This is a genomic window from Aeromicrobium sp. Leaf291 (assembly GCF_001423365.1).
Lineage (GTDB): Bacteria > Actinomycetota > Actinomycetes > Propionibacteriales > Nocardioidaceae > Aeromicrobium.
In genome coordinates this window covers 398630-421554 of record NZ_LMNM01000001.1, presented here as the reverse complement: position 1 = coordinate 421554, position 22925 = coordinate 398630, and the positions used below count along the sequence as shown (strand labels likewise).

Sequence of the window (22925 nt, the reverse complement as noted above, 5' to 3'; positions counted from 1 at the left end):
TGAACACTTTTTTGGATCTGGACCCATCCAGGCCCGTCACGGTCCCGAATCACGTGCATGAGCCACTCGATCGCCACCCAGACCACGCGGGCCACCGCTCCGTGGTGGACCGGTGCCGTGTCGGGCCTGCTCGCTGCGGTCGCAGGCGTCGCAGCCGGATCGGGCGTCGCCACTCTGCTGGGCGTCCCGACGCCGATCGAGTCGGTCGGCAACCGGGTGATCGACCTGGTGCCCCGTCCGCTCAAGGAATTCGCCATCGAGCAGTTCGGGACGAACGATAAGCCCGTGCTCATCGGCGGCGTCGCCGTGACCCTCCTGGTCGCCGCGGCCGTCGCCGGCTGGTTGGGCCTGCGTCGGCCGCGGCTCGCCCTCGGCATCACGGCGCTGCTGGGGATCGTCGCTCTCCTGACCGCGGTCCTCGACCGCACCTCGACGGCCAACGTCGTCGTCACCGCCATCCCCTCCGCCGTCACCCTCGTCGTGAGCGTGTTCCTCCTGATGCGCTTCCTCAGCGCACTCGAGCTCGCGCCGAAGGTCGGTGACGAGACGCCCGCCGGCTTCGACCGCCGCGCCTTCCTGCAGGTCGTCCTGGCCGCCAGCGCCGTCATGGCGATCGGCGGCGGCGTCACCCGCTTCCTCGGCTCCAGTGCCGGTCGTGAGTCCCGTGCCTCGGTCAAGCTCCCGAAGGCTGCCGTACCGGCCAGCGCGGTGCCGGCCGGCGCCCAGGTGGAGCTGAAGGGGATCAGCCCCTACGTGACGCCGAACAAGGACTTCTACCGCATCGACACCGCCCTGCGCGTGCCGCAGGTCGACGCGAGCACGTTCAACCTCCGCATCCACGGCATGGTCGACCAGGAGCTCAACCTCTCCTTCGAGGACCTGCTCAAGGAGCGCCTCGTGGAGCGCCGCATCACCCTGACCTGCGTCTCCAACGAGGTCGGCGGCCCCTACGTGGGCAACGCGGCCTGGCTGGGCATCCCCGTGGCCGAGCTCCTGGCCCGCGCCGGGGTCAAGGACGGCGCCGACGCCGTCAAGACCACCAGCGCCGACGACATGACCATCGGCACCCCGCTCGAGGCGCTCACCGACACCGACCGTGGTGCGCTGATCGCGGTCGGCATGAACGGCGAGCCGCTGCCGCTCGAGCACGGCTTCCCCGTCCGCATGGTCGTCCCCGGCCTCTACGGCTACGTCTCCGCCACGAAGTGGCTCGTCGACATCGAGGTCACGAAGTTCTCGGACTTCAAGGCCTACTGGTCGACCCGCGGCTACTCCGAGGAGGCGCCGATCAAGTTGTCGTCCCGCATCGACGTCCCCAAGGCCTTCCAGGCGCTGCCCCGCGACAACGTCCGCATCGGCGGCGTGGCCTGGGCGCAGACCGTGGGCATCGAGCGTGTCGAGGTCAAGATCGACGACGGCGACTGGCAGGACGTCGAGCTCGCGGACCGCGACGGCGTCGACACGTGGCGACAGTGGTCCTGGACGTGGGAGGACGCCACCGAGGGGACCCACCAGGTGACCGTGCGTGCGACCGACGCCGACGGCACCACACAGACTTCCGACCGGGTGCCCATCGCACCGGACGGATCGACCGGCTGGCACAACGTCAGGTTCCGCGTCGAGTAGCAGGAAACACCCAACCAAGGAGAAGAAACATGCGCACGACGACCAAGAGCAAGACCCTCGCGATCACCGCCGTGGCCTCGCTGTCCCTGTTCACTGCGGCCTGCGGCTCGAGCGATGACGACGCCGCTTCCTCGTCCGACAACGAGACCTCGGCGCCCGCGTCCGAGGACGCGTCCGACGCCGGTTCCGACCTCGTCGGCCCGGGCTGCGCCGACTACGCCGCGCAGGTGCCGGACGGCGCCGGCTCGGTCGAGGGCATGGCCCAGGACCCGGTGGCCACCGCCGCCAGCAACAACCCGCTGCTGAAGACGCTCGTCGCGGCCGTCTCCGGTGAGCTCAACCCCGACGTGAACCTGGTCGACACCCTCAACGGTGGCGAGTTCACCGTGTTCGCGCCGGTCGACGACGCCTTCGGCAAGCTGCCCGAGGAGACCGTCAAGACGCTCGGCACCCCCGAGGGCGCCAAGACGCTCGAGTCGGTCCTGACCTACCACGTCATCCCCAACCAGATCGCTCCCGCCGACATCGACGGCACCTTCAAGACCGTCAACGGCGCCGAGCTGACCATCACCGGCGAGGGCGACAACATCCGCGTCGGCGACCAGGCCGGTGTGATCTGTGGTGGCGTCAAGACCGCCAACGCCACGGTGTACCTCATCGACACGGTGCTCATGCCCCCGGCCTGATCATCGAGTCCCGATCACCCGAGGTGATCGAGGCGCGGTCGTGAGCCCGACGTGAGCGACCACGCCGACGACTGATCGACGCGAGGCCCGGACCCTCCTCCAGGGGGTCCGGGCCTCGTGCTGTCCCCTGGCCGTCGGGCACCTCACGAGTCCAGGTCTGTATTCCTGTCAGTAACACGTGGCACGATGTCGCCATGACCACAGCGATCCGTACCGAGGGCCTCGTCAAGCTCTTCGGCGAGAACCGAGCGGTCGACGGTGTCGACCTGCAGATCCCGGCCGGAGGCGTCTACGGCGTGCTCGGGCCCAACGGAGCCGGCAAGACCACCACCATCCGCATGCTCGCCACGCTCATCAAGCCCGACGGCGGTCGGGCTGAGGTGCTCGGCCACGACGTCGTCGCCGAGTCGGCCGCGGTGCGATCGAAGGTGGCCATGACCGGTCAGTTCGCCTCGCTCGACGAGGACCTCACGGGTCTGGAGAACCTGGTCATGCTGGCCCGGTTGTACGGGTACCGCGGTGCTGCGGCCCGCGACCGCGCCCACCAGCTGCTCGACGCCTTCGACCTCACCGACGCCGCGGGGCGCCAGGTCAAGGCCTACTCCGGCGGCATGCGTCGACGCATCGACATCGCCGGCAGCATCGTGGTGCGACCCGAGCTGATGTTCCTCGACGAGCCCACCACCGGTCTCGACCCGCGCAGCCGCAACCAGGTGTGGGACATCGTGCGGGCCCTCGTGTCCGCCGGCACCACGGTGCTCCTCACCACTCAGTACCTCGACGAGGCCGACCAGCTGGCCGACCGGATCGCCGTGATCGACCGCGGCACGGTGATCGCCGAGGGCACGACCGGTGAGCTGAAGGCGTCCGTGGGAGCGGGGGCGCTCAAGGTGCGGGTGGCCGACCAGGCCGACCGCGAGCGTGCCGCGTCGGTCCTGGCCGCGACCCTCGACGCCGAGGCCGTGCTCGAGAAGGACCCCTACGCCCTGTCGTTCTCGGTGCCGTCGCCGCAGGGCGTCCCCGATGCCCTCGTGCGCGTCGCCGAGCAGGGCATCGCGGTCTCGGAGTTCTCGCTCGGCCAGCCCAGCCTCGACGAGGTGTTCCTCGCCCTCACCGGCGAGCACGTCACCGACGTCGAGCCCGACACGACGGAGGTCCCGGCATGAGCACCACCATGGACGCCAAGGTCCGCGAGGCGGTCGGCAGCAGCGAGCGCCCCGAGCCGGTGGGCCCGCTGGGCTCGTCGCTGATCTTCACGCACCGGGCCCTGCTCAAGATCAAGCACGTGCCCGAGCAGCTGTTCGACGTGACGATGTTCCCGATCCTGTTCACGCTGATGTTCACCTACATCTTCGGCGGCGCGATCGCCGGGTCCACCGGTGAGTACCTGGAGTACCTGGCGCCGGGCATCCTCGTGCAGACCGTCGTCATGATCACCATGTACACGGCCATGACCATCAACAACGACATCAAGAAGGGCGTCTTCGACCGCATCCGGTCCCTCCCGGTCTGGCGTCCGTCGCTCATGGTCGGGGCCCTGCTCGGCGACACCCTGCGCTACACGATGGCCTCGGTCGTGATCCTGGTGGTCACGATGCTCATCGGGTACCGGCCGCCCGGCGGTCTCGTGGGCGTGGTGGCGGCCGTCCTGCTCCTGCTGGTGTTCTGCTTCAGCGTCAGCTGGATCTGGACGCTGCTCGGCATGAAGCTGCGCAGCCCGGAGTCGGTGATGGGGGTCTCGATGATGGTCCTGTTCCCGCTGACGTTCCTGTCGAACGTGTTCGTGCCCATCGAGACGATGCCCGACTGGCTGCAGCCGGCGGTCGAGAACAACCCGGTCTCGATCCTCGTCGACGCGGTCCGCAGCCTCATGGTCGGCGATCCGCACGGCGGGTCCATCGTCACGGTCCTCGTGATCTCGGGCGTGTTCGTGGCCGTGTTCGGGCCGCTCACCATGCGGGCGTACTCCCGCCGGTCCTGAGGGGCGAACCCCCGTAGGCTGGGCGGGTGGAGCCGACCTCTGGGACCTTGCTCGCGGACGAGTTCGACCGCGCCGCGCCCCGCTACGACCTGCTCACCTCGCTCAACCCCGGCTACGTCGACGCGTTGCGCGACGCCGCGCGCCGACTGGTGCTGAGCCTGCCGGTCACGGGCACGGCGCCGACGCTGTGGGACCTCGGCTGTGGCTCGGGCCTCTCCACCCGGGCCCTGGTCGACGCCGCCGGACCGGGCGCCCGCATCGTGGGCCTCGACGCGTCGGCCGGGATGCTCGCCCAGGCGCGGGAGAAGGACTGGCCCGACCACGTCAGCTTCGTGCAGGCGCGGGCCCAGGACCTGCCCGGTGTGGCCGCGGTCCAGCTCGACGGCCCGGCCGACGGTGCGTTCGCGGCCTACCTGCTGCGCAACGTGCCGCAGGAGCAGCGTGACGACGTGGTCGCGGCCATCGCCGACCAGGTGCGCCCCGGCGGCTGGATCGCGCTGCAGGACTACCACGTGAAGGGCTCGCGGACGGCCGAGGCCGTCTGGAGCGCCGTCTGCTGGGGCGTCGTCACGCCGCTGTCCGTGGCGGTGCGCGGCAACCCCGCGATCTACCGGTACCTGTGGCGAAGCGTGCTGCGCAACGACTCCACCGCAGAGCTGCAGGCGCGGCTCGAGCGTGCCGGTCTCACCGACATCACCTGGACGACGGCCGGCGGCTGGCAGCGGGGCATCCTGCACACCGTCCTCGCCCGACGTCCGCTCTGACCTGCGCGTGATGGCCTCACGTCCTGTCCCGCCCGGTCGCGACCGGAACGCCGTGCTCCACCGCGCTGACCCCGGCTCCTCGCGGCTGGGCGACGACCGACACGTCGTGGTGGTCGGGGGCGGCATCGCCGGCCTCGGCGCCGCAGTGGTGCTGGCCGAGCGCGGCGCCCGGGTGACCCTGCTCGAGGCGTGCGACCAGCTGGGTGGCCGGGTGCGCGCCTGGCCGCTGGCCGACGACGGCGACACCGGATCCGGCGGAACCGACGCCTCGCGCACGATGAGCCGCGGGTTCCACGCGTTCTTCCGCCAGTACTACACGCTGCGCTCGCTGCTGCGCCGCGTCGATCCCACGTTGTCGCACCTGGTGCCGGTGCCCGACTACCCGCTGCGCCGCGGCGACGGGCTCACCGACTCCTTCGCGGCCCTGCCGGCCACACCGCCGTTCAACCTGCTGACCTTCGTGCTGCGCAGCCCCACGTTCCCCGTCTCGGCCCTGCCGTCGGTCCACGTGCCGAGCGCCCTCGAGCTGGTCGACGCCTCCTACCCGGCCAGCCACGAGCGCTACGACGGCGAGTCCGCCCAGGACTTCCTCGACCGGCTGCGCTTCCCCGAGGGGGCGCGGCACCTCGCGCTGGAGGTCTTCGCCCGATCTTTCTTCGCCCACCCCACCGAGTTCGGGGCCGGTGAGCTGGTCGGCATGTTCCACACCTACTTCACCGGCAGCTCCGAGGGCCTGCTCTTCGACGTGCCCGACGACGACTACGACGCCGTGCTCTGGGCGCCGCTCGGCCGCTACCTCGAGGGACTGGGCGCGCGAGTGCGCACCGGCGCGCGGGCCGACCGGGTCGCACCCGACGGGGACGGCTGGCTCGTGCACACGGGGGAGGAGGCCCTGCGGGCCGACGCCGTGGTGCTGGCGACCGACCCCCGCACCACGCGCACGCTCGTGGCCCCCCTGCCCGCCGACGACGACGAACGTCGCGACTGGCACCGCCGCGCTGCCGCCGGCCGCAACGCCCCGCCCTTCGCGGTGCTGCGGCTGTGGCTCGACGGCACGGTCGCGGCGGAGCGGGAGGCGTTCCTCGGCACGAGCGGGTACGACCTGCTCGACAACGTCACGGTGCTGGAGCGCTTCGAGCGCGGGGCCGCCGAGTGGTCCGCCCGGCACGGCGGCTCGGTGGTGGAGCTGCACGCCTACGCCACCGACCCCGTGCGTGACGCAGACCTGGCCGGCGACGGCCCCGGAGGTCTCGACGTCGCCCTGGTGCGGCAGCGGCTCCTGACCGCCCTGCACAACGTGTACCCCGAGACCCGCACGCTCGGGATCGTGCACGAGGAGCTGCTCGTGGAGGACGACTGCGGACTGGTGGGCACAGGACCGTGGCGCGACCGCCTGACCGTCGACACCCCCTACGCCGGGCTCGTGCTCGCCGGCGACGGGCTGCGGGTCGACTGGCCGATCGCGCTCATGGAGCGGGCCGCCACCACCGGCGTGCTCGCGGCCAACCAGCTGCTCGCGGGGTGGGGCGTGCGGGGCGAGGACGTGTGGACCGTCCCGCTCGACGGCCTGCTGCGCCGACGCCCACGGCTGCCCTCGCTCTCGCGATGAGCGACGCCACCCGGTCGCGACGTCGCGCCGTCCTGCCCGACGAGGCGGGGCACGAGACGGGCGACCCGCGCGTGGAGCGGGTCGACGCCGGCGGCCGCCCCGGCGTCAGCACCGTCTGGCGGATCCGGTCGCTCGAGGCCGCGCGTCAGGTGCTGCGCGCCCGGCACGCCACGACCCAGGCGGGCTTCACGGCCGAGGCGATCCCGCAGGGCTATCTCGAGCACCACCCGATCCTGGTCTCCGACGGCCCGAAGCACGACGAGCAGCGCCGCAAGGTGGCGCGCTTCCTCGCACCGACCGTCGTGGCGGAGCGGTACACCGACCTCATGCACTCCGTGGCCGACCGGCTGCTCGCCGAGGCCGTCGCCGACGGCGGGTGCACCCTCGACGAGCTGGCGCTGCTGTACACGGTCGAGGTCACGGCCGAGGTCGTCGGGCTCACCGAGTCGTCCGTGCCGCGCATGGCGCGACGGCTGGAGGCGATGTTCAGCCAGCCGCCGTTCGACATCACCCGCCGAGACCTCGGCAGGTCCCGCCGGCAGTGGATGCAGGCCGCCTACCGCGGGCTGCTCCCGGTGGGTCGGCTGTTCCTGGCCGACGTGCGCCCCGCCGTCCGGGCGAGGCGACGCGAGCCGCGCGAGGACATCATCAGCCACCTGCTGGCCGAGGGGTACTCGACGACGAGCATCCTCGTCGAGTGCGTCACGTACGGCACGGCGGGCATGGTCACCACGCGCGAGTTCATCGTCATGGCCGCGCTGCACCTGCTCGACGACGACGCCCTGCGCGCCCGCTACCTGGTGGCGCCCGAGTCCGAGCGGCTGGCGATCCTGGGCGAGATCATCCGGCTCGAGCCCGTCGTCGGGCACCTGTACCGGCGGGCCCAGCAGGAGATCGCGGTGACCGACGGCGACGACGCGTGGACGATCGAGCCCGGTGACCTCGTCGACGTGTGCGTGCGCCCCGGCAACGCCGACCCCCGCGCGGTGGGCGACGCCCCGCTCGACCTGTGCCCCGGCCGCTCCCTGCCCGCAGGCGTGGGTGACCCGGTGCTGGCGTTCGGCGACGGCGAGCACAAGTGTCCCGGGCAGCCGCTGGCCCTGCTGGAGTCCGACGCCCTGCTGCTGCGGCTGCTGGCGCTCGAGCCGCGGCTGGAGGCCGAGCCCGAGCTGGGCTGGGACCACCTGATCGCCGGCTACTGGCTCCGGGGGGCGAGGCTGGCCCTCGGCGAGGGCGGCAGACCGCGGCCCGGACCGCGCACCAGCACGTCGGCCAGGATCGCGACCTTGGTGCGTGGCCTCACCCGGAGGCGGCCCGAGAAGACGTCGTAGTCGGCCTCCTCGACCAGGTCGAGGATGCGCGAGTACATGCGCAGCGCGGTGGCCACGCAGCGTGCCCCGGGCCTCGGCAGCATGGCCACGCCGGGAGCCGCCTCGCGGTACAGCGCGCGGTTGCGCTCCACCTGCTCGGCCATCATCGAGCGCCACGCGGGGGTGACCCGGCGCGTCCACGGGTCGGCGCCGTGTCGCCTCAGGTCCTCCTGGGGGAGGTAGACCCGCCCGCGGTCGAGGTCCTCGCCGACGTCGCGCAGGAAGTTCGTCAGCTGGAACGCGTGCCCGAGCGCGCGGGCCGGTTCCTTCGCCGCCGGGGTGAGGGGCTGCAGCACGGGCAGCATCATCTCGCCGATGACGGCGGCCGAGCCCTCCATGTAGCCGTCGCGCAGGTCCTCCCACGTCTCCCACGTGGTGCGGGTCAGGTCCAGCTCCATGGCGCGGAAGAATCGGTCGAAGCACTCGGGGTCGGTGCCACGGCGCTGCAGACTGTCGACGACGGCGGCCATGACGGGCTCGTCGGACCGGCCGGCGGCCACGCAGTCCCAGAAGTGCTGCTCGAACATCCGCAGCCGCACCCCGGGGTCGACCTCGCCGTGGCCCGGTACGGCCGGGTCGACGCGCTTGGGCTCGTCGACGATGTCGTCGGCGAGCCGGCACAGCGCGTAGACGGTGTAGACGTCGATCCGCTGCTCGCGGGGGAGCAGCCGCGCACCCCAGTAGTAGGTGGTGCCGTGGCGCTTCGTCAGCTCGGCGCACCGCGCGTAGCCCTCGGCCAGCCGCGGGTCGGGGTGCAGGGGGCGTGCCATGGTGCAGCCCAGCCTACTGAGGTGCGGGAGGATGGGCCGCATGACAACCGGTCCCGCTGACGTCGCGGTCGTCGGGCTCGGTCCGGCCGGCCGCACGCTCGCGTCGCGCTGCGCGGCGCTCGGTCTGCGCGTGCTGGCCGTCGACCCGCGGCCCGACGCGGTCTGGACGCCCACGTACGGCGTGTGGGAGGACGAGCTGTCCGGGTTGCCGCCGACGGTCGTGCGGGCCCGGTCGGCGGCGCCACAGGTGCGGGCCACCGCCGTCCACCGGCTGCCGCGCACGTACGTGGTGCTCGACAACGCGGCGGTGCAGGCCGCGCTGCCGCTCGACGGGGTCGACGTGCGCCGCGACCGGCTCGACGACGCCGGGGTCGCGGCGCTGGCGGGGCAGGCCAGGGTCGTCGTCGACGCCCGCGGCGCGCGTCCCGACGGACGGGTGGCCCACGACCCGGCGCCGGCGCAGACCGCGTTCGGCGTCGTCGTCCCCGCCGACGTCGCGGCTCCGGCGCTGCAGGGTGCGGAGTCGCTGCTGATGGACTGGCGCACCGACTGGGCGCCGGGCGGGGCGCCGCCCGCGGGTGCGATCCCCACGTTCCTGTACGCCTTCGACCTGGGCGACGGGACCGTGCTGCTGGAGGAGACCTGCCTGGCCGCCGCGCCCGGCATGGCCGTCGAGGAGCTGCAGGACCGGCTGCGGCGTCGGCTGGTGGCCCGCGGTGTGGACCCCTCCGTGGTCGACGCTCCGCTGGCCCGCGAGGTCGTGCGGATCCCGATGCGGGGCCGCGGTCGACCACCGGTGCCGGGCACGCTCGCGCTCGGCGTCGCCGGCCGCGGCGGGCACCTCGTCACCGGCTACTCGGTGGCGCACGCGCTGCTACGAGGTCGCTCCCTCGCCGACGACCTGGCGGCCGGGCGCGTTCCGGACCAGGTCGACCCGGTGCGTCCGGTCGACGGGCTTCGCGAGGCAGGTCTGCGGGCCCTGCTGCGCCTCGACGTGGACGGCACCCTCGCCCTCTTCGACGGCTTCGGCCGCCTCCCGGCCCACCAGCAGCGTGCCTTCATGTCGCGCGACGCGCCGCCGTCGGCCGTGGCCGGCGCCATGTGGACCATGTTCCGCCACATGCCGTGGTCGGGCCGGCGCGAGCTGGCCCGCGCCACCCTCGGCCGCTGACCGACCACCCCTCCTTCCGCCCGCCCGCCCTCACGTCCCTCCGTTTCGGACAGTTCCGGGGCAGTCCGACCGCTCGAAGTGCCCCGGACGTGTCCGAAACGGAAGGACGCGTTGGCGGGCAGGGTCAGCGCAGGAGCTGGTTGACCCGCTCCGCGGCGAGGCGGCCCGACGGGAGCACCATCGGGACGCCGACGCCGGGGACCGTGCCGGAGCCGGCGAACACCAGGCCGGGGACCCGCTTGTCGACGTTGGCGGCGCGGAACGGGCCGGTCTGGGCGAACGTGTGGGCCAGCGCGAACGGGGTCCCTGCGGCCATGCCCTGCTCGCGCCAGTCCAGGGGCGTCACCAGCTCGTCGACGACGACGTCGGTCGGGTAGCCGGCACCCTCGAGGAACTCCATGAGGCGCTCCTTCATCGGTTCGCGCTCGGCCTTCCAGTCGATGTGGCCGACGTCGAGGTTGGGCGTCGGCTCCAGCACGTAGAGCGTGCTGTCGCCCTCGGGCGCGGCCTCGTCGTCGTCGAGGGAGTGGATGGTGACGAGACGCGACGGGTCGCGCATGAGGGTGCCGCGCTTCATGAGGTCCTCGAACGCCCCCGCCCACTCGTGGCCGAAGTGGATGTTGTGGTGGGCCTTGCCCTGCGGCAGACCCTTGACGCCCACGTGCCACACGACGCACGACGGCGAGTAGTCCCCACCGAGGCGTCCGCCGATGCCACGGACGGCGCGGGGGAGCTTGAGCTCGGGCAGCAGCCACTCGTAGGCCGTCGGCAGGTCGATGGTGCACACGACGGCGTCGGCCGCGATGGTCCCCTCGCCCGTGGCCACGCCACGCACGCGGCCCCCGGAGTCGCGCACGAGAGCGGTGACGGTGGTGCCGTAGCGGAAGTCCGCACCGGCGTCGGAGGCGGCGTCGGCCAGGGCCTGCGGCACGGCGCGCATGCCGCCCTTCGGGAAGTAGACGCCCTCGATCGAGTCCATGTACGTGATGACGGCGTAGAGCGAGAGCGCGTCGTCCGGCGCGAGGCCCGCGTACATGGCCTGGAACGAGAACAACCGGTGCAGACGCTCGTCGGCGAAGCGTCGCCGGATCATCGGCCCGAGCCGGGTGAACCCACCCATCGCCAGCAGACGTGCGGCGGCCATGGGCCGGGAGAGCAGGTCGGTCGGACGGTCGAAGTTGCGGTCGATGAAGTGCGGCATCTCGGTCAGGTACAGCTTGCGGAGCCACACCACGAACTCGTCGAACGCTGCGGCGTCGACGCTGCCGCACTCGCGGTGGATCTCGGCGCGCATCGCCTCGTGTCCGTGCCGGACCTCCAGCGTGGAGCCGTCGGCGAAGAAGGCCCGGTACGCCGGGTCGAGAAGGCTCAGCTCGAGCCGCTCGGCCAGGCTCGAGCCGGCCGCGCGCAGCGGCCGGTCGATGAGGTCGGGCATCGTCAGCACCGTCGGGCCTGTGTCGAACGTGAAGCCCTCGCGGGTCAGTCGACCGGCGCGACCACCGGGCACGTCCTCGCGCTCGAGCACCGTGACGCGGTGCCCGTCGCCCACCAGGTGGCAGGCGGCGGCGAGGCCCGCCAGCCCCGCTCCGACGACGACGACGTGGCTCATGCAGACCTCCAGGAGATGGTGCGGGCGATGTCGCGCAGACCGACGACACCCTCCGCGGTGAACGGGGAGCCGAGCAGGATCTGCTCGGCTCGGTCGGTCTCGGCCCGGATGCGGTCCTCGACCTCCTGCCGCACGCCCGCGTCGGCGAGGGCCTGCTGCAGCAGCGCGACGTCGCCGTCGCGGGCGTCGGTGGTGCCGACGCGTGCCATGGCGGCGGCGGCCTCACCCGTCAGCCGGTCGGCGCCGAGCACCCAGATGAGCGTGGTCTTGCCCTCGCGCAGGTCGTCGCCCGACGGCTTGCCCGTGACGGCGGGGTCGCCCCACACGCCGAGCACGTCGTCACGCCAGGCGAACGCGCGCCCGAGGTGCGAGCCGAACCGTTCGAGCGCGTCACGCTGCGCCGCGGTGGCGCCGGCCGCGAGCGCGCCGAGCTGGAGCGGGCGGCCGATCGTGTAGGCGCCGGACTTGAGCGCGGCCACGGCCTCGGCGTGGGCCAGGTCGGTGCGGCGCCCTGCGGCCCCCGTGAGGTCGGCCCGCTGGCCGACGATCAGCTCGAGGTTGAGCTCGTACCAGTAGTCGCGCAGCGCCAGGGGCAGCGTGTGGACGAGCCGGTCGGCCTCGCTGTGCGCGAGGTCGCCCAGCAGGATCGCGATGTTCTGGCCGAAGCGGTCGGGGTCGCCGTGGCCGTCGACCTCGCGGTGACGGCGCGCGGCGACCACGTGGGCGGCCGCCGCACCCCGGCGCTCGACGGACTGGTCCATGACGTCGTCGTGCACGAGGGCGAACAGGTGCAGCGTCTCGAGGGCGGCCGCGGCGCGCACCACGTCCTCGTGGGCGGGCGTGCCCATCTCGCCACCCGCCGCCACGAAGCCCCAGTGGCACATCCGCGGGCGCAGCCGCTTCCCGCCGCCGAGCACGAGGGAGCGCAGCCAGGCGGGAAGGTCGCCGGGACCTCCCGCGAGCGGGCCCGCGCCGCCCGGAGGGACCAGCGCGTCCCACACCGACTCCACCCACGTCAGCTCGGAGGAGAGCAGATCGGCGACGGCCGTGACCGTGCCGGCCTCCGTGCCCGTCGTCGAGCCGACCGCGGGTGCGCTGCCACGCAGGGGGAGGCGGGAGCGGCGGGCGTCGAGCTGCGGCACCTGCAGCACCGACCACGGGCTGTAGACGCCTGGGGTGGCGTTCGCGGCGGCCACGAGGTCGGACCAGGGCACCCAGAGGTGCTCGCCCACCTCCGCCGGGTCGGGTGCGAGGCTGCCGCGGACCCGGCCCACGAGGACGGGGCAGATCTCGTTCTCGACCACGCCGCTGGCGTCGACGGCGCGGTACCGGAAGTCCGGCAGCACGATCCGCAGGTCGTCCACCTCGACCCCCAGCTCCTCGCGCAGACGTCGGCGCACGGCGTCCTCCAGGGCCTCGCCCGGTCGGGGGTGCCCGCAGCACGAGTTGGTCCAGACCCCCGGCCAGGTGAGCTTGCCCAGGGCACGACGGGTGAGCAGCACCCGGCCCTGGTCGTCGAACAGGTGCAGCGAGAAGGCCTGGTGCAGCGGGGTCTCGGTGCCGTGGACCGAGAGCCGGGGTGCCGTGCCGGTCGGCGTGCCGTCGTCGTCGAGCAGGACCACCAGGTCCTGCCCCGACTCGACGTGTGCAGTCTCCAGGGCGGTCACCGGCGTGTCGTCCAGACGTTCATGATCCCTCCATCTTCGACGCACCGGGCCCACTTCGCAGCGCAAGTCACCCGGGCGGCTCCCGGCCCGCCGACCCGCTAGCCTTCCGAGGTGGGCGCCCTCCATCTGATCCGGCACGGCCAGGCCTCCTTCGGCAGCGACGACTACGACCAGCTGTCCGAGCGCGGCACCCGACAGGGCTCCTGGCTCGGCATGGCGTGGGAGGCGTCGGGCTTCCGCCCCGACTGGTCGGTGGCGGGGTCCATGAAGCGGCACGCCCAGACCGCGGTGGCCGCGCTCGACGCGATCGACGGCGACCTGTACGACGTCGACGCCGGCTGGAACGAGTACGACCACCTGGCGCTCGCCGGCATGGACGTGACCCCGACGACGGACCTGCGCGCCTTCCAGCAGCAGCTCGACGCCGCCCTGGGTGCATGGGTGAGCGGGGCGCCGTCGTCGGTGGAGACGTTCGCCGAGTTCTCCGAGCGCGTGCTGCGTGCCCTCGACGCCGCCGTGGCCGAGGCCGGGACGGGACGACGGGTGGCGGTGTTCACGTCCGGAGGACCGATCGCGCTCGTCGCCTCGCACCTGCTGGCCGGCGACGCGTCATTGTTCATCACGCTCAACCGGGTGATCGTGAACGCGTCGGTCACGACCCTGATCGTGGGGCGTGGAGGGACCCGGCTGCTCACCTACAACGAGCACGGGCACGTGCCCGCGGACCAGGTGACCTTCCGGTAGCGATCCGGGGGGAGGTCACTCCCACTTCATCGCGAACCCGAAGGCCGCGACGATGAACCCCATGCCGATGACGATGTTCCAGTCGCCGAGGTCGGAGTAGACCGGGATCTGGATGTCGGTGCCGGAGATGACGTAGAAGACCACGATCCAGAGCAGGCCGACCAGGGCCGAGGCGATCATCAGCGGCGCGGCGTACCGGTTTCCGGTGGGCGCGCCCGGCTCGGGCTCCGGGCGGGTGCGGGCGGCCACGGACGACGCGGCGAAGGCGAGGACGGCGGCGACGGCGAAGTTCCAGCCGCCCAGGCGGAAGAGGCCGGGGATCGCTCCGACGTTGGGGAAGGAGCGGTCCGAGACCGTGAAGAAGGCGCCGACCGCCCACGCGATCGCCACCACGAGCAGCAGCAGGGCGAGCGGGTGCAGCCAGCCACCTCGGGGGGTGCGGACCTTGCTCGGGTTGCTGTTCTTGGCCACGGGGATCTCTTTCGGCTGCCTACGGGACATTCTGGGCTAGCGTAGTCGCCGACGTGGTCGTCGTCGGACTGGGGAGAGGGACACGCATGTCAGGGTCGCGTGCGCGGTCGCAGGTCCGGTCCCGCCGGGGCTGGTCGGTGGCGGTGCTGCTGGTGTGCTCGGTGGCCGGCCTGACCGCAGCTGCCGCCCACGCGACGTCGGACGGCGAGGACCTGCGCCCGGCCGGTGGCGACATCGCCTCGCTCGTCTCCGACCGCACGCTCCGGGTGGAGCAGCGCCAGCAGCAGGCCGACGACCTGCAGCGCGAGATCGACGACGTCCTCGACGCCGCCGACCGCAGCAGCGGCATCGACGCGGTGACCCGACAGCTGCGGTCGCTGCGCGACGTCGCAGGACTCAGCACGGCCCGCGGGCCGGGCATCAGGGTCACGCTCGACGACGCACCGCGCACCGCGGCCACCTCGGGGGTCGACCCCAACTACCTCGTGGTCCACCAGCAGGACCTCCAGGCATTCGTGAACGCGCTGTGGGCCGGTGGGGCCGAGGCGGTGAGCCTGCAGGGTCAGCGGCTGGTGTCCACCACGGCGATCGTGTGCGTCGGCAGCACGGTCATCATCGACGGCCGGCCCTACGCCCCGCCCTACGTCGTCGAGGCGATCGGTGACCGTCCGGGCATGACGTACTCGCTCGGCACGTCGCCCGAGGTCGTCAACTACGAGCGCTACGTGACCAAGTACCGACTGGGCATGAAGGTCGAGTCGAGCGACGACCTCGTGATCGGTCCCTACACCGGCACGACCTCGCTGCAGCACGCGCGCCCGCTGGCCTGACCCCGGCTACTGACCCAGCCCGTCGGCCACGCCGTCGGCCCCGGCATCGGCGTCGGCCTCGCCGTTCGCGTCGGCGTCACCGTTGCCCGGGCCCCCGTCGTCGCCGGGGTTGCTCGACACGGTGATCTCGATCGACGACCCCGGCGGCACGGTCTGCCCGGCCGGCGTGGACTGGCCGGTGACCTCGTCCTCGGGGGCGCTCGACGACGGGTCCTCGGTGACCGAGACGTCGAGGTCGAGGTCCTCGAGCGCCTTCTGCGCCTCGTCGCGCGACATGCCGATGACGTTGGGCACGGTGACCTCGCCCTCGGACACGATCACGGTGACGGTGGCCCCGACGTCGACGCTCTGGCCGGCCGGGGGGTTGGTGTTGATGACGGTGTCCTTGGACTCGTCGGAGGCGCGTTCCTCCTTCTTGACCTTCAGGCCCTCTCCCTCCAGGGCGTCCTTGGCCTCGTCGTAGTTCAGCCCGACGACGTTGGGCACCTGGACCTGCTCGGGTCCGGTCGACACGATCAGCTCGATCTCCGAGCCGTCGGGGGCCATGGAGTCGCCCTCGGGGGTCTGGGAGACGACGTTGCCGCTCTCGACGTCGGCGTCGGGACGTTCCTCGGTCGTGACGGTGAACCCCTCGCCCTCGAGGGTGCGCTGGGCGGCCACGGCGTCCTGGCCGACCACGTCGGGCACGCGCACCTGGGCCGGGTCCTCGGTGTCGTTGCCGGCGAGCAGGAAGTACGCGAGGCCGGCGATGATCAGGGCTGCGAGGATGCCGAGCGCCCACCACAGGGCCTTGTTCTTCTTCTCCTCCTCGTCGTCGTCGGCCACGGCGGGCTGGGTGCCCGTGGCGGCTGCGGCGGCGACGGCAGGGGCCACGGCGGTGGCCGCCGGGATGGCCGAGGTGGCCTGCGTGGGAGCGTCGACGTGCTGGCCGGCGATGGCGCGCTCGAGGTCCTTGCGCATGTCGGCGGCCGACTGGTAGCGGTCGTCGGTGCGCTTGGCGAGGGCCTTGGCGACGATGTGGTCGACCGGCTGCGACACGTCGGGGTTCAGCTGCGACGGAGGACGGGCCTCCTCGCGGACGTGCTGGTACGCCACCGACACGGGGCTGTCGCCGACGAACGGCGGGCGCCCGGTGAGCAGCTCGTAGAGCAGGCAGCCGGTGGAGTAGATGTCGGAGCGGGCGTCGACGGTCTCGCCGCGCGCCTGCTCGGGGGAGAGGTACTGCGCGGTGCCGATGACGGCCGCGGTCTGCGTCATGGCGCTGGAGGAGTCGGCGATCGCGCGCGCGATGCCGAAGTCCATGACCTTGACCTGGCCCGACGGCGTCAGCATGACGTTGGCCGGCTTGATGTCACGGTGGATGATGCCGGACCGGTGCGAGTAGTCGAGCGCGCTGAGCACGTCGGCGGTGATCGACAGCGCCCGCTCGGGCAGGATCTTGCGGTCGTCGCGCAGGATCTCGCGCAGCGTCTGGCCCTCCACGTACTCCATGACGATGTACGGGATGTGGTTGCCGTGCTTGTCGGTGGAGTCGCCGGTGTCGTAGACGGCGACGACGGCCGGGTGGTTCAGGGCGGCCGCGGACTGGGCCTCGCGTCGGAAGCGGGCCTGGAAGGTGTCGTCGGAGGACAGGTCGGCCCGCAGCTGCTTGATCGCCACGGTGCGGCCGAGACGCAGGTCGCGGGCCACGCGGACGTCGGCCATGCCGCCGCGCCCCAGCAGTCCGCCGAGCTCGTAGCGCTCGCCGAGCAGGATGGGCTCGTCGGGGGTACCGGTCATGGTGTCACTCTCCCTGAGGGGTCGAAGTCACTCACCGAGCACCGCCTCGATGACGGAGCGTGCGATGGGGCCGGCGAGACGTCCGCCGGCGATCTCGTTGCGGGCGGTGTCCGAGGACTCCACGACCACGGCGACGGCGACCTTGGGGTCGTCGGCCGGGGCGAGGGCCACGAACCAGGCGTAGGGGGGACGGTCCGCGGTGGACTGCGCCGTCCCGGTCTTGGCGCCGACGTCGACGCCGGGGATCTGGGCCGAGGTGGCCGTCCCGGACTCGACCGTCGCGACCATCATGTCGCGCAGCTTGGCGGCGTTGTCGGAGGTCATGGCCTCGCTGAGCTCCTCGGGCTCGAGGGACTCGATGACCCGGAGGCTGGGCGAGCGCACGGTCTTGACCACCTGCGGCTTCATGACGACACCGTCGTTGGCGATGCCGGCGCCGACCATGGCCATCTGCAGCGGAGTGGCCGCGACCTCGAACTGGCCGATGCCGCTCTGGGCGAGCTGCGGGGCCTCGAGGTCGGTGCCCTCGACCGTGAAGCGGCTGGCGTTGTTGCGCAGGCCCTCGATCGGGTCGGTGCCGAAGCCGAACTTGCGTGCCTGCTCCTCGAGCTTGTCCTGGCCGATCTTGCCGGCGAGGTCGCCGAAGGAGACGTTGCAGGAGACCTGGAGGGCGCGCTCGAAGGTGATCTCGTCTCCGCCGCAGTTGCCACCGTTCTCGTTGGGCAGCGTGTAGTCGATGCCGGGGAACGACAGGCGCGCGCCGCCCTTGACGTCGTCGTCGGGCTCCAGGCCCAGCTCGTCGAGCGCGGCCGCGGCGGTGACCAGCTTGAACGTGGAGCCGGGGGGCAGGATCTGCTCGGTGGCCCGGTTGGTGAGCGGGTCGTCGTCGTCGCCCTGCAGCTTCTCCATGGCGTCGGCGACCTCGCCGAAGTCGTGGCTGGCCAGGGCGTTGGGGTCGTAGGACGGCTGGCTGACCATGGCGAGCACCTCGCCGGTCTTCGGGTCGAGAGCGGCGACGGCGCCCTTGGTGTCCTTGCCGAGGGCCTCGAGCCCGCTGGCGGCCACCTTCTGTGCCTGGGGGTCGATGGTCAGCTCGACGCTGCCGCCCTGGGGCTTCTTGTTGGCGAACAGGTCGATCACGCGGCTGACGAACAGCCGGTTGTCGTTGCCCGAGAGCACGCGGTTCTGCGACCGCTCGAGGTTCTCGCTGCCGTACAGGTAGGAGAAGTAGCCGGTGAGCGGTGCGTACAGCTCGGCCTGCGGGTAGGTGCGCTGGTACTTGTACTGGTCGTCGCTCGGCTCGCTCTCGGCGATCGCCTCGTCGCCGACGAGGATGGCGCCGCGGTCGCGCGAGAAGTCGGCGTCGATGACGCGCTTGTTGCCCTGGCGGTCGTTGAGGTCCGTGGCCTGCACGAACTGGACCACGTTGACGTTGATGAGCAGCGCCGCGAACAGCACGAGGCACGCGACGGCGAGGTTGCGGATGGGCTTGTTCATGACAGCTTCACCACCTGGGTCTCCTCGTCGTGGTCGAACTGCGACACCTCGGGCGCGGGGCGCCGCGTCTGGTCGCTGATGCGCAGGAGCAGCGCGATGATGGCCCAGTTCATGACCACCGACGATCCGCCTTGGGCCATGAACGGCGTCGTGAGGCCGGTGAGCGGGATGAGCCGCGTGACGCCGCCGATGACGACGAAGATCTGCAGGGCCATCGAGACGGCGAGGCCGGCCGCGAGGAGCTTGCCGAACGCGTCGCGGCAGGTGAGGGCGATGCGCATGCCGCGCTCGACCACGAGCCCGTAGATCACCAGGATCGCCATGAGCCCGGTGAGGCCGAGCTCCTCACCCATGGCCGCCGCGATGAAGTCCGAGAACGAGAACGGCGTGAGCTGGGGACTTCCCTGGCCCCAGCCCGTGCCGAGGATGCCGCCGTAGGCCATGCCGAACAGGCCGTTGATGATCTGGCCGTTGCGGTCGGGATCGGCGAACGGGTCGAGCCAGGCGTCGAAGCGCACCCGGACGTGACCGAACGCCAGGTAGCCGAAGTAGGCGCCGACCACGAACAGCCCGCCGCCGACCACGAGCCAGCCGGGGCGCTCGGTGGCGATGTAGAGCATGACCACGAACAGGCCGAAGAAGAGCAGCGAGGAGCCGAGGTCGCGCTGGAAGACGAGGATGCCGATGCTGATGAGCCAGCCGACGCCGATGGGTCCGAGGTCGCGGCCGCGGGGCAGGTCGATGCCGGCGAAGCGGCGTCCCGCGAGGGCGAGCGCGTCGCGCTTCACGACCAGGTAGCCGGCGAAGAAGATGGCCAGGCAGATCTTGGCGGCCTCGCCGGGCTGGAAGCTGAACGGCCCGAGGTTGATCCAGATGCGGGCGCCGCGGATGTTCTGCCCGATCACCGGCAGCAGGGGCAGGACGAGCAGCGCCAGGGCGAGGAAGCCGAAGGTGTACGTGTAGGCCTGCAGGCGTCGGTGGTCGCGCACCACGAGCAGCACCACGGCGAACGCGACGATCCCGAGGGCCGACCAGATGAGCTGGGAGTTCGCGAGCGGCGCGTAGTTGCCGCCGAGGCACAGGTCCTCGCAGCCGAGGTCGATGCGGTAGATCATCGCCAGGCCGAGACCGTTGAGGCAGATGACCAGCGGCAGGAGCACGGGGTCGGCGTAGGGCGCGACCTTGCGGACGAACAGGTGGGTCGCGATGGCGGCGACCACGAGGCAGCCGGCCAGCTTGACGGCACCCGCCGGGATGCGTCCCTCAGAGCCGAGGCCGACCGCGCAGTAGGCGGCCACGCCGATGCAGATGGCGAGCAGCGTGAGCGTCAGCTCGGCCCCGCGGCGCTTGCGTGGGACGAGGGTGGGGGTGGTCATGACCTAGGCCCCCTGCTCGTCGTCGGCCGAGGCGCTCGCGCTGGGCGTGGGGGACGGCGACGGAGTGGGCTCGGGCACGACGGCGAGGTCGCGCAGGTTCTCGACGATCTGCTGGGCGTTGGCCCGGCTGTCGGCCTCGAGCCCGCCCTCGACCTGCTCGGCGCGGAACGCCGGCAGGGTGTCGAGCTCGATGTCGGTGACCTCGTCGACGCGCTGCAGCGTGACGAGCGGGATGTCGGCCTGCACACCGCGGTAGATCGTGACCTTGCCGTCGGACGCGGCCACGTAGTACTGGTCCTGCGTCCACTGGTAGGCGTAGAAGAGTCCCGCGGCGATCGCCCCGACGACCACGGCGAGCGCCACGAGCCGACGCACCCAGCGCCACTTGCTGGGCGGGACCGGCGCGTAGCGCAGCTCCTCGGGGTCCGGCTCACGCTCGCGCTTGGCCTCGCCGCGGGTGCGGGACTTGCCGGTGCCGCCGGAGGCCTGGCCGGTCCGGGGTCGCGGTCCGCCGGACGCCGCGCCGACCAGCTGCGGCTGGCCGTCGGACGACGACAGGTTCTCGTCGGGCTCCCCGTCGTCCTCCACGAGCTCACCGATGACGACCGTGACGTTGTCGTACCCACCGTTCTCGAGGGCCGTGCGGACCAGCTCGGAGGCGGCGGCGTCGATGGTCTCCGAGGACAAGAGGCGCTCGATCGTGGCGTCGTCAACCATGTCGGAGAGGCCGTCGCTGCACAGCAGGAAGCGGTCGCCCAGCTGGCCCTCGAACCAGTCGAAGTCGGCCTCGTTGTCGTCGCGGCCGAGCATGACGCGCAGCAGGAGCGAGCGGTGCGGGTGCACACGCGCCTCCTCGGGCGTCAGCTTGCCCTCCTCCACGAGGCTCTGCACGAAGGTGTGGTCGGTGCTGATCTGGGTGAGCTCGCCGTCGCGCAGCAGGTAGGCGCGGGAGTCGCCGATGTGGGCGGTGGCGAAGCGCTCGCCGTCCCACAGCATGGCCTCGAGCGTGGTGCCCATGCCCTCGACCGAGGGGTCGTCCTGCACCAGCTCACCAAGTCGGTGGTTGGCGTGGGCGACGGCCTTCTCGAGGGCCTCGAGCGGGTCGATGTCGGGCAGCTCGCGGTCGAGCTGGCGGATGACGTTCATGGCCTCCGCGGAGGCGAGGTCGCCGGCCGCTGCGCCACCCATGCCGTCGGCGACGGCGATGAGCCGGCCGCTCGCGTAGCCGGAGTCCTGGTTCATCGAGCGGCGCAGGCCGACGTCGGTCAGCGCGACGTAGCGCAAGGTCAGGGAGGTCATCGCCCTACTTCCGCAGCTCGACGATCGTCTTGCCCAGGCGGACCTGCAGTCCGAGGCCGACGGGCGTGGGTGAGGTGATGCGCTGGCTGCCCAGGTAGGTGCCGTTGGTGGAGCCGAGGTCCTCGACGAACCACTGCTCGCCGTTGGTGGCGAAGCGTGCGTGGCGCGTGGACACGTAGTCGTCGTCGAGGCGGATGGCGGCGTCGGTGCCGCGGCCGAGCAGCACCGGGCCCTCGCCGAGGGGGACGCTCTGGCCGGAGTTGGGACCCGACACGACCTGCAGCTTGGTGGGCGCGCCGCGCGGGGTGCGCTGCTTCTTGCCGCCCTTGGTCGGCTTGGGCGCCGCCGCGGCCTTGGGCTGGCGCTTGGCCTTGGCCGCGGGGGCCTTCGCGCCGAAGATGTCGGAGCGGATGACGGAGACGGCCGACAGGACGAACAGCCACAGGACGGCGAGGAAGCCGATCTTGATGAGGGTGAGGGTCAGGTCCGACATCAGGCCTCGCTCGTCGTGATGCGGATGGTGAGGGTGGTGTTGCCGAGGCGGATCTCGGACCCGTCGCGGACCGACGCGGTCTGCACGCGCTGCCCGTTGAGGATGACACCGTTGGTGGACTGAAGGTCGGTGACCGTGACGCTCGTGTTGCCGCCGGACTCGTGGACCTTGATGTCGGCGTGCCGGCGCGAGATGCCCGGGTCGTCGATGCGCAGGTCGGCCTCGCTGCCGCGCCCGACGACCACGCCGGGCGGGGTGAGGGGGTGCTTGAGGCCGTTGACCTCGAGCACCACCTGCGAGCTGCGGACGGCGGTCTCGGTCATCCGCTGGCCCTCGACGGGGCGGACCGACGCGTTGGTGCGGCTGCGGACGCGGAACCGGCCGGTGCCGAGCTCGGTCGCCATCACCAGTTGGATGCTGAGCGGGCCTGCCAACGTGTACCGCTGCTCGGTCACGTGCTCCTGGACGAGCGTGGCCAGCTCCGTGGTGAGCGTGTCGCCGAAGGGAGAGAGCCGCTCGTGGTCGACGGCGGACAGCTCGACCGTGAAGTCGTTGGGGACCAGCATCCGCTGGCGCGACAGCACGTGGGCGGAGTTGTCGACCTCGCGCTGGATGGCGGCGGCGATCTCGACGGGCTGCACGGCGCTGCGGAACGCGCGGGCGAACGCACCGGTGACGGCGCCTTCGAGTCGCTGCTCGAAGCGGCTCAGCACTCCTGCCATCAGGTGTCGCTCCTGCCGGTCGGTTCGCGGGTGTCGTCGGTGGTCCCGACGATCGTATCGGCAGGGCCGCAGCACGCGAACTCGCACGCGAACGCGTTCCACCCCGGCATCGGTGGATTCGCAGCATCAGGCCCTTCGGACGGCCCCCATCGGTGGATGTTCAACCCCAGCGGCGCCTCTGCGGTTGAGGATCCACCGATGACGGCGACGGTGGGCGGGTGCACCGCGCCCCGCGGGGGATCGGCCCGCACGCCTCCTGTTAGACTCGGCGATCGGTTCCTCCGGGAACCATGCGCGAGTGGCGGAACGGCAGACGCGCTGGCTTCAGGTGCCAGTGTCCGCAAGGGCGTGGGGGTTCAAATCCCCCCTCGCGCACCCTTTATTTGCAGGCGAGAAACACCACGATCCAAGGGCACGTAACCATCCCGTACCCAATAGGGTCGTTGGTGTCGGTGCTCGCA

19 protein-coding genes, 1 tRNA gene and 2 pseudogenes are annotated in these 22925 nt (G+C 72.0%); 11 read left to right on the top strand and 11 right to left on the bottom strand.

Annotation, left to right across the window (positions count from 1 at the left end):
- Positions 1–57: 57 nt before the first annotated feature.
- The 7 genes and pseudogenes from ASF35_RS02135 to ASF35_RS18590 all read left to right on the top strand — a co-directional run.
- Positions 58–1626, top strand: coding sequence for a molybdopterin-dependent oxidoreductase (locus tag ASF35_RS02135; protein WP_055962130.1), 1569 nt, complete (start codon positions 58–60; stop codon positions 1624–1626).
- 29 nt (positions 1627–1655) lie between these two features.
- Positions 1656–2312: a fasciclin domain-containing protein gene (locus tag ASF35_RS02130; protein WP_055962128.1), complete on the top strand. Its 657-nt coding sequence runs from the start codon at positions 1656–1658 to the stop codon at positions 2310–2312.
- Between the two features lie 194 nt (positions 2313–2506).
- Positions 2507–3478, top strand: a complete 972-nt coding sequence (locus ASF35_RS02125; protein WP_055962125.1) for an ATP-binding cassette domain-containing protein — start codon at positions 2507–2509, stop codon at positions 3476–3478.
- Entirely contained in the window at positions 3475–4293 is an 819-nt protein-coding gene (locus ASF35_RS02120) for an ABC transporter permease (RefSeq protein ID WP_055962123.1), read from the top strand. The genes ASF35_RS02125 and ASF35_RS02120 overlap by 4 nt, the downstream gene beginning before the upstream one ends.
- A 26-nt stretch (positions 4294–4319) precedes the next feature.
- Positions 4320–5057: a methyltransferase domain-containing protein gene (locus tag ASF35_RS02115; protein ID WP_055962119.1), complete on the top strand. Its 738-nt coding sequence runs from the start codon at positions 4320–4322 to the stop codon at positions 5055–5057.
- A gap of 10 nt (positions 5058–5067) precedes the next feature.
- Positions 5068–6666, top strand: a complete 1599-nt coding sequence (locus tag ASF35_RS02110) for an FAD-dependent oxidoreductase (RefSeq protein WP_055962116.1) — start codon at positions 5068–5070, stop codon at positions 6664–6666.
- A pseudogene (locus ASF35_RS18590) lies at positions 6663–7790 on the top strand (cytochrome P450); the annotation flags it as partial. The gene ASF35_RS02110 and the pseudogene ASF35_RS18590, both read left to right, overlap by 4 nt.
- 71 nt (positions 7791–7861) lie before the next feature.
- Here the strand turns inward: ASF35_RS18590 and ASF35_RS18410 are convergent.
- Positions 7862–8806, bottom strand: coding sequence for a phytoene/squalene synthase family protein (locus ASF35_RS18410; RefSeq protein WP_055966047.1), 945 nt, complete (start codon positions 8804–8806; stop codon positions 7862–7864).
- A 40-nt stretch (positions 8807–8846) separates the two neighbouring features.
- Here ASF35_RS18410 and ASF35_RS02095 point away from each other — a divergent pair, with 40 nt between their 5' ends.
- On the top strand, positions 8847–9977 hold the full coding sequence (locus tag ASF35_RS02095) for a lycopene cyclase family protein (RefSeq protein WP_055962113.1): 1131 nt from the start codon (positions 8847–8849) through the stop codon (positions 9975–9977).
- Positions 9978–10101: 124 nt separating this feature from the next.
- On the opposite strand, the gene crtI is transcribed toward ASF35_RS02095, so the two are convergent.
- The 3 genes and pseudogenes from crtI to idi form a co-directional block, all read right to left on the bottom strand.
- Positions 10102–11586: a phytoene desaturase family protein gene (gene crtI, locus ASF35_RS02090; RefSeq protein WP_055962110.1), complete on the bottom strand. Its 1485-nt coding sequence runs from the start codon at positions 11584–11586 to the stop codon at positions 10102–10104.
- A complete protein-coding gene (locus ASF35_RS02085; RefSeq protein WP_369797001.1) occupies positions 11583–12737 on the bottom strand; it encodes a polyprenyl synthetase family protein in 1155 nt (384 codons plus the stop codon). The genes crtI and ASF35_RS02085 overlap by 4 nt, the downstream gene beginning before the upstream one ends.
- Positions 12717–13379, bottom strand: a pseudogene (gene idi, locus ASF35_RS18585) (isopentenyl-diphosphate Delta-isomerase); the annotation flags it as partial. The pseudogene idi and the gene ASF35_RS02085, both read right to left, overlap by 21 nt.
- Here idi and ASF35_RS02080 point away from each other — a divergent pair.
- Entirely contained in the window at positions 13365–13997 is a 633-nt protein-coding gene (locus ASF35_RS02080) for a histidine phosphatase family protein (protein ID WP_055962107.1), read from the top strand. The pseudogene idi and the gene ASF35_RS02080 overlap by 15 nt on opposite strands.
- Before the next feature lie 15 nt (positions 13998–14012).
- On the opposite strand, the gene ASF35_RS02075 is transcribed toward ASF35_RS02080, so the two are convergent.
- Positions 14013–14498: a cell division protein CrgA gene (locus ASF35_RS02075; protein ID WP_082480632.1), complete on the bottom strand. Its 486-nt coding sequence runs from the start codon at positions 14496–14498 to the stop codon at positions 14013–14015.
- Between the two features lie 56 nt (positions 14499–14554).
- On the opposite strand from ASF35_RS02075, the gene ASF35_RS02070 reads away from it, so the two are divergent.
- The gene (locus ASF35_RS02070) at positions 14555–15298 is read left to right on the top strand and encodes a DUF881 domain-containing protein (protein WP_156367931.1); all 744 of its coding nucleotides are present in this window, start codon (positions 14555–14557) and stop codon (positions 15296–15298) included.
- A 6-nt stretch (positions 15299–15304) separates the two neighbouring features.
- Here ASF35_RS02070 and pknB read toward each other — a convergent pair whose 3' ends face one another.
- From pknB to ASF35_RS02040, 6 genes are read right to left on the bottom strand one after another with little or no spacing between them, the layout of a single operon-like run.
- Positions 15305–17077: a Stk1 family PASTA domain-containing Ser/Thr kinase gene (gene pknB / locus ASF35_RS02065; protein WP_055962100.1), complete on the bottom strand. Its 1773-nt coding sequence runs from the start codon at positions 17075–17077 to the stop codon at positions 15305–15307.
- Between the two features lie 27 nt (positions 17078–17104).
- Positions 17105–18574, bottom strand: a complete 1470-nt coding sequence (locus tag ASF35_RS02060) for a penicillin-binding protein 2 (protein ID WP_055962097.1) — start codon at positions 18572–18574, stop codon at positions 17105–17107.
- Complete coding sequence (locus ASF35_RS02055; RefSeq protein ID WP_055962094.1) at positions 18571–19950, bottom strand: FtsW/RodA/SpoVE family cell cycle protein; 1380 nt, start codon at positions 19948–19950, stop codon at positions 18571–18573. Before ASF35_RS02055 ends, ASF35_RS02060 begins: the two co-directional genes overlap by 4 nt.
- Positions 19951–19953: 3 nt before the next feature.
- Entirely contained in the window at positions 19954–21249 is a 1296-nt protein-coding gene (locus tag ASF35_RS02050; RefSeq protein WP_082495329.1) for a PP2C family serine/threonine-protein phosphatase, read from the bottom strand.
- A 4-nt stretch (positions 21250–21253) separates the two neighbouring features.
- Positions 21254–21742, bottom strand: coding sequence for an FHA domain-containing protein (locus tag ASF35_RS02045; RefSeq protein WP_055962090.1), 489 nt, complete (start codon positions 21740–21742; stop codon positions 21254–21256).
- Entirely contained in the window at positions 21742–22464 is a 723-nt protein-coding gene (locus tag ASF35_RS02040; RefSeq protein ID WP_055962086.1) for a DUF3662 and FHA domain-containing protein, read from the bottom strand. The genes ASF35_RS02045 and ASF35_RS02040 overlap by 1 nt, the downstream gene beginning before the upstream one ends.
- A 292-nt stretch (positions 22465–22756) precedes the next feature.
- On the opposite strand from ASF35_RS02040, the gene ASF35_RS02035 reads away from it, so the two are divergent.
- Positions 22757–22839 (top strand) — tRNA-Leu (locus tag ASF35_RS02035).
- Positions 22840–22925 lie beyond the last annotated feature (86 nt).